This is a genomic window from bacterium (assembly GCA_021108215.1).
Lineage (GTDB): Bacteria > Oederibacteriota > JAAXVQ01 > JAAXVQ01 > JAUVAV01 > JAIORK01.
Genome location: JAIORK010000034.1, coordinates 21,830 through 28,230, shown reverse-complemented (window position 1 = coordinate 28,230; position 6,401 = coordinate 21,830). Strand labels below are relative to the sequence as shown.

The window sequence follows — 6,401 nt, the reverse complement described above, 5'->3', positions numbered from 1 at the left end:
TTACGCAAAAAGGTCTTCTGAGTTGAATGTGTCGCACTATAAGTTACAATTCACCTGCCAATGATGAATACCTCTTTTTTATTTGACATTGGTCATGCAAAGTGTTAAATTGCCACGTTTTTAAATAACAATTTCGCCGGGGTTTCCCGGAGGACATTATCGAGGGAGGGGCATCTTTCCATGCCGAGAATTAAATCATCAATTTTAGACGTTCGAAAAAACCATAAGCAACGCGAAATTAACCGTATAGGAATATCCAAATTAAAAACAGCGGTCAAAAAGGTTGCCACCGCCGAGGGCGATGCTAAAAAAACCGCACTCAACCAGGCTTATAAGGTCATTGATAAGGCTGTTCAGTCCGGTCTGCTTCCTAAGAAAACCGGTGCGCGCAAAAAATCAAGGATTTCCCGCACAAAAAAAGCACCGGTCAGCGCATAAAAATCCGGACACGCCACATAAAAAAGCCCGGCACTATATGGTGCCGGGCTTTTTTATGCTCCGAGTCTCCTGCAAAACAACATGTTACGGATTAAGTGCATGCACCGTATACTTGCTGCAAATTTTTAAAATTGCCATCTCCAGTAACATTTCCCAATGACCTTTCCCGCTTTTCAAGCCTTCATCCAATTTAACCAATTCCTGAAAAATACGGTTAAACCCTTCTTGCGGATATGTCTGCAACTGAGTCTGCATCTCTTTGCGCGCCTGCGGATTACGAATGTAAATCAACACTTTATCCAGGTCTTCCCCATTGTCGATCCTTACCCGACTGGCGAGCATATTTCTAAAATGCCAGGCAATGGCACCCAAAATTTGAGGCGGTTTAAAACCTTCATCCGTCACCTGCGACACCATGGCCATCGCAGTGCGCGCATCACCCCGCCCCAATGCTGTATTGAGTTCATGAATCGTATTTTGCCGGGTATGTCCGGCGGTTGCTAAAATATCCTCTGATTCAATCACTGATTTCTGTGCTGTATAATTAATCAACTTGCCTAATTCATTATCAATGTCCGCCAGACTCTGGCCCACCCGCTCAATCAACAACATCACCGCCTCACGCGTGATGCGTTTACCGTGCTCGGATGCCCGGTGTTCCACCCAAGCAGGTACCTGATTGTCAAATAAAGGGTAACATTCAACATGATATGTTTTTTCTGCAGCTGCTTTCCAGTTGGCCTGCTTGATCCGTTCTTCGGCTGAGGAGATAATCAAAACCGCAGCCGGCGAAGGATCCGCCAGATAAGTCATCAGTGCCGTGAGATCACCGGCACGCCATTTTTCCGCCTGACGAACAACCAGGACCCGGCGTTCCGCCATAAAAGGCAGGGTCGAAGCCCGAGCCACAATTTCCCGACCCGATACATCCGTCCCGGCATAAAGGCTCTCGAAATTCATACTCCGGTCTTCCGGAGATATGGATTTATCCACGATAGCCCGAATGCCTTCTTCCTTGAGAAAGGATTCCGCTCCCGTAAAAAAATAAACCGGGTTAACCCCTTTGCGCTCTAAATCACGCCGAAATTCCGTATAGTAAATCCTTTTCTTGGCCACTAGAACCCCTCAATCACCTTAGTGACAATACGTTTTGTGAGCTGCTGCACCAAACGACGCCGTACCGTTATTTCATCCTCCGGTGGAATGCCTAAATTGTTGACAACATAATAGGTTGTGCTCTCTTCAAACGCATCCTCTGTCCAGAGATTTTTTCCAGCGCGGGTATCTTTGAGGGATATCCGGATAATAATTCTCATTTTGTATTGCTGCGGTGTGTTATGCACATCCAAAAGCAAAGGATCCAATAAATACTGCACAATGGTTCCATGCAAAATCGCGTTGGCCTGCTCTGCATCCGTAAGATCCATGCGGCCATCCACCAGGAAATCCTGATTGAGCTGCTGGGTAATCTCATTGCCCAAATCAGGTTGATTGGTTGTATTTTGAAAAATCGGCAAATTTAGTTTACTCATATAATCAGGCAGCCCGGGGCGCACCGCCACATCCGAACAGCCGCCGGTTAGTATCGCCATTCCCAAGATGATAATTCCCCATGCACTCAATTTCATAATTCCGCCTCCTGTTTGAATGTCCTCGCAGGGGCGACCGGCCGGTCGCCCCTGCGGATCAATAAACAATATTAACCAATTTATCCGGGACCACAATGATTTTCTTGGGCATCCGGCCGGCCGCCATTTCCACAACCCGGTTATCCGCCAGCGCCTGTTTTTCCAGTTCAGCTTTAGGCGTCCCCGGGGCCGCTTCCAACCGGCTGCGGACCTTGCCGTTGATTTGAATAATAATGGTGAGGGATTCCTCCTCCGCCGCCTGCATATCCGCCGCAGGCCAGGCTTGATGAAAGATCGAGGAAGAATATCCCATACACGACCAAAGTTCCTCCGCCAGATGCGGAAAAAACGGTGCACAAAGTTTGGCAAAATCACGGCAACTTTCCCGTATCACCGCATCCCGGCCTTTGGCCGAATTTTCATCCGGACCGCTTACAACATTCAATTCATTCATCAATTCCATCATCGCGGCAATCGCCGTATTGAATTTAAAATCATTTTCCAGATCATGCGTAATCCGTGTAATCGTCTGGTGTAATTTGCGCCGCAGTTTACGATCTTCGGCAGTCATCGTATCCGGCGGTATTTCCGGTGCTTTTTTAATTGCCAAGAGCCAGCGTTGATAAAAATGCCATACCCGTTTTAAAAACCGGTAAATCCCTTCCACTCCGGAATCACACCATTCCAGTTCCCGTTCCGGCGGTGCAGCAAACAGGATAAATCCCCGCGTGGTGTCAATGCCGTATTGCTTCACCATCGCATCGGCTGAAACTGTATTCCCCTTGGATTTGGACATCACCTGACCATCTTTGAGTACCATCCCCTGGGTGAACAGCGCCTTAAAAGGTTCGTCAAAAGGGAGCAAGCCTTGGTCATGCAGTACCTTGGTAAAAAAGCGGGAGTAAAGCAAGTGTAAGATAGCATGCTCAATACCGCCGATATACTGGTCCACCGGCATCCAATATTTTACCGCTTCGGGATTAAAGGCATACTGCGTATCACGCGGCGAGGTATAGCGCAGATAATACCAGGAAGAATCAATAAAAGTATCCATGGTATCCATCTCGCGTCTGGCCGTTTTTTGGCATTTGGGACATTGAACATTCATAAATTCCGGTGATGATTCCAGCATCCCGGCAGACTGGTATGGCAGATCCAACGGCAATTTCACCGGCAAATCTTTTTCCGGAACAGACACAACGCCGCAATCATTGCAGTAGATAATTGGAATCGGGCATCCCCAGTAACGTTGCCGGGAAATCAACCAATCACGCAGACGAAAATTAACCACCTGTTTCCCAATATTTTCCTGTTCCATCCAGGATGCGATTTTCTGCATGGCATCACGATTGGCAAGTCCATCAAATTGCGCACTATTCACTTGCACACCATCTTCTATAAAGGCTTCCGTCATTGCTACCGGATCAAGCAGTGTTCCTTTTGATTGGATGACAACTTTGACTGGAAGATTATAATTCTTAGCGAATTCAAAATCTCTTTGATCATGCGCCGGAACCGCCATGATCGCGCCGGTGCCATATTCCATCAGGACATAATCTGCTGCAAAAAGGGGTACTTTCTCACCATTGACCGGATTAATCACCCGAATCCCGGTATCAATCCCTTCCTTGGGTTTCTCGGTTGAAGACCGCTCGATTTCTGATTGCAACTTAACTTTTTCAGCAAAGGCTTTCACCTTGGCTTCTTCCGGTTTCCCTGCCAATAATTCTTTTAGCAAAGGATGCTCCGGTGCGATAGACATATAGGTTATACCGAAAACCGTATCAATCCGGGTGGTGTATACAGCAAGTTTTTTATCCGAACCCGCAATTTCCAAATCAAACTCGACACCTTCTGAACGACCGATCCAATTTTCCTGCATGGTCTTGACCCGGTCCGGCCAGTTGTCCAATTTTCCCAAATCATCCAGCAGGCGTTGGGCATAGTCAGTAATTTTGAGATACCATTGATCTAAATCTTTTTTCGCAACAGGTTGCTTGCAACGCCAGCACGCACCTTCAATCACCTGTTCATTGGCCAGCACGGTGTGACAGGTCTCGCACCAATTAACCGGATGTTTTTTCTTGTACGCCAATCCCGCTTCATAAAATTTCAAGAAAATCCATTGTGTCCAGCGATAGTATTCTTCATCACAGGTCGCCAGTTCCCGGTCCCAATCATAGAGAATATTCAATGCTTTTAACTGGTCCGTCATAACACCGATGTTATTCCGGGTATATGTGTTGGGATGAATATTATTTTTAATCGCTGCATTTTCCGCCGGCAGCCCAAACGCATCCCACCCCATCGGACTAAGCACGTTGAACCCGCGCATCATCTTGTAACGAACAATCACATCCCCAATGGTATAATTGCGAACATGGCCCATGTGCAGATTGGAGCCGGAAGGATAAGGAAACATCACCAAGCAATAATAACTCGGTTTATCCCCCGCTTCCGTCACATTGGCGATTTTGTGGTCACTCCAAAATTTCCGCCATTTGGTCTCTAAATCATAAAAAGAATAACTATCGTCCACTTTAAAATGCCTCCACAAAAGGATCTGTAACCATTCTTATCAAAATAAAATTAAAACCCTGTCCACAGATTACACAGATTACGCCGATTTTAAAAAACTTAAAATCATTTATTTTTATATTTTGACTTCCAAACCTAATCAAAAAAAACTCCCAGTCCTTTGCCGTACTCGTTCAATAGAGCGCAAAGGGTGGATCGCAAATTTGTTTTCAAGCTTTTATAATTTTTTTTATTAATTAATTTCAACTTAAAACAGTCATCAAACTATATATATATATGAAGCAATGGTGTGACACCCTGCTGCAAGCAAAGCTTTTTCCTTGTAAATTCGGTGGATTATAGCACAGGCAAAAACAGAGGGTCAAATGGATAATAGACTATTCAAATTTCTGAAAAAATGCTGCTTAGACCTGCCAGCTGATGTGCCAACGCCATTCTTGCGGATTCTTTTTAAGATGCTCAACATGGACATTCCGGGTGCCGACCAGCTCCAACATTTTCACCAGATGACCGCCGGCAACCAGCCTTAAAACCCTTGGCAATTCGGGATAATTCGCAACCACGAAATCACCGCTGAGCGCAGTCAAGTTTTCAATGGATGCCTGACCTTTTTCATGGTACGACTGCCATACTGCCGGCGCACGACTGATAACAAATTTCCGGGTCGGAATACGCATAAAAATTTTATAAACCGATGAAAAACTTTTTTCAGAAACGCGTTTTCCAAATTTTATATATTTATCCGCCGCCCCGGGATAGAGTACACCAGCAGCCAAATGATACATCTGATCCACCATATCAATCGGTAACTTTGTTGTAAAAATGACATTATCATAGATTTCTCGCCATTGCGGCGGGAGCGCTTCGATATACGCCGCTTCTAAGGACCCATCCAACTCCTTGAATAATTTTTTAAGAACAACAATATCCGTCGCTTTCATCTTATGCATTTTACGGTCCTTCTATTAAAAATAATTTATTCTACTGTAACTTTCAACCTGACTTAAACAAGCTGCCCTGGATTTTATCCGGCTCCATGCGGGTTGTCTTTCCTTCAAAGTTTCGGTTGACTGATAAGGGAACTTGATTGTTTTCCTGGAAAACAACCGGCGCACACGATTTAAACCCACGGAGGCTCCAGACCGCCGCCGCAACAATATCCCTGTTTTTAAAGGATTATTCCCATAAGCAGTCCCAATGCCAGGCATCAGGATCATTGTCCCTCACCAAAATTTTTATATTTTTAGCACCGGTCAATTCGAGCAGGATTTCCAGGTGGCCGCCAATGACCACCCGCATTTTTCTCGGCAAATCAGGATATTTTCGCACAATAAAAATACCCTGATTATTCTCAAACCCTTCAACAGTGGCCTCACCTTTGTCATGGTAAGAACGCCACATAATCGCCACCCGGCTAAGCACAAACTGGATCGTGGGAATCCGCAAAAATAATTTATACACCGTTGAATAGCTGCGGGCCGCCATGGCTTTTCCCAAGGTATGCATCCGTTCCGGATCACCGGGAAACAGCACCCGTGCGGCAGCTTCATAGATATCCGTCTGTTCTTGAATCGGGGTCCAGCTGGTGTGTATTATATTTTCAAAAACCGAAAATAATTCGGGAGCAAGTTTTTCACGAAAAGCGTCCAGCTTCTCTTCGCCGACTCCGGCGAAAAGCTTTCGTAATGCAACAACATCGGTTCCTTTGGTTTTAGCCAATGATCAGTTTCCTTCCGCACGATCTTATCGTGCCATTGCGAACACGCCGGGTAGCCTGTGAATTTTTATCGTCCCAAC

At 45.7% G+C, this 6,401-nt stretch carries 6 protein-coding genes; 1 reads left to right on the top strand and 5 read right to left on the bottom strand.

Translation table 11 applies throughout. From position 1 onward, the window contains the following. The first annotated feature begins 180 nt into the window (after positions 1–180). Positions 181–438 carry a 30S ribosomal protein S20 gene (rpsT, locus tag K8S19_07920; GenBank protein ID MCD4813602.1) on the top strand — a complete coding sequence of 86 codons (258 nt, stop codon included), beginning with the start codon at positions 181–183 and terminating at the stop codon, positions 436–438. An 84-nt stretch (positions 439–522) separates the two neighbouring features. On the opposite strand, the gene holA is transcribed toward rpsT, so the two are convergent. The 5 genes from holA to K8S19_07895 form a co-directional block, all read right to left on the bottom strand. Further along, the gene (holA, locus tag K8S19_07915; GenBank protein MCD4813601.1) at positions 523–1,554 is read right to left on the bottom strand and encodes a DNA polymerase III subunit delta; all 1,032 of its coding nucleotides are present in this window, start codon (positions 1,552–1,554) and stop codon (positions 523–525) included. Then, positions 1,554–2,066, bottom strand: coding sequence for a hypothetical protein (locus K8S19_07910; protein MCD4813600.1), 513 nt, complete (start codon positions 2,064–2,066; stop codon positions 1,554–1,556). The genes holA and K8S19_07910 overlap by 1 nt, the downstream gene beginning before the upstream one ends. Before the next feature lie 58 nt (positions 2,067–2,124). After that, complete coding sequence (gene leuS, locus K8S19_07905; protein ID MCD4813599.1) at positions 2,125–4,605, bottom strand: leucine--tRNA ligase; 2,481 nt, start codon at positions 4,603–4,605, stop codon at positions 2,125–2,127. 403 nt (positions 4,606–5,008) lie between these two features. After that, a complete protein-coding gene (locus K8S19_07900) occupies positions 5,009–5,554 on the bottom strand; it encodes a hypothetical protein (protein ID MCD4813598.1) in 546 nt (181 codons plus the stop codon). Positions 5,555–5,780: 226 nt separating this feature from the next. After that, positions 5,781–6,323, bottom strand: a complete 543-nt coding sequence (locus K8S19_07895) for a hypothetical protein (protein ID MCD4813597.1) — start codon at positions 6,321–6,323, stop codon at positions 5,781–5,783. Positions 6,324–6,401 lie beyond the last annotated feature (78 nt).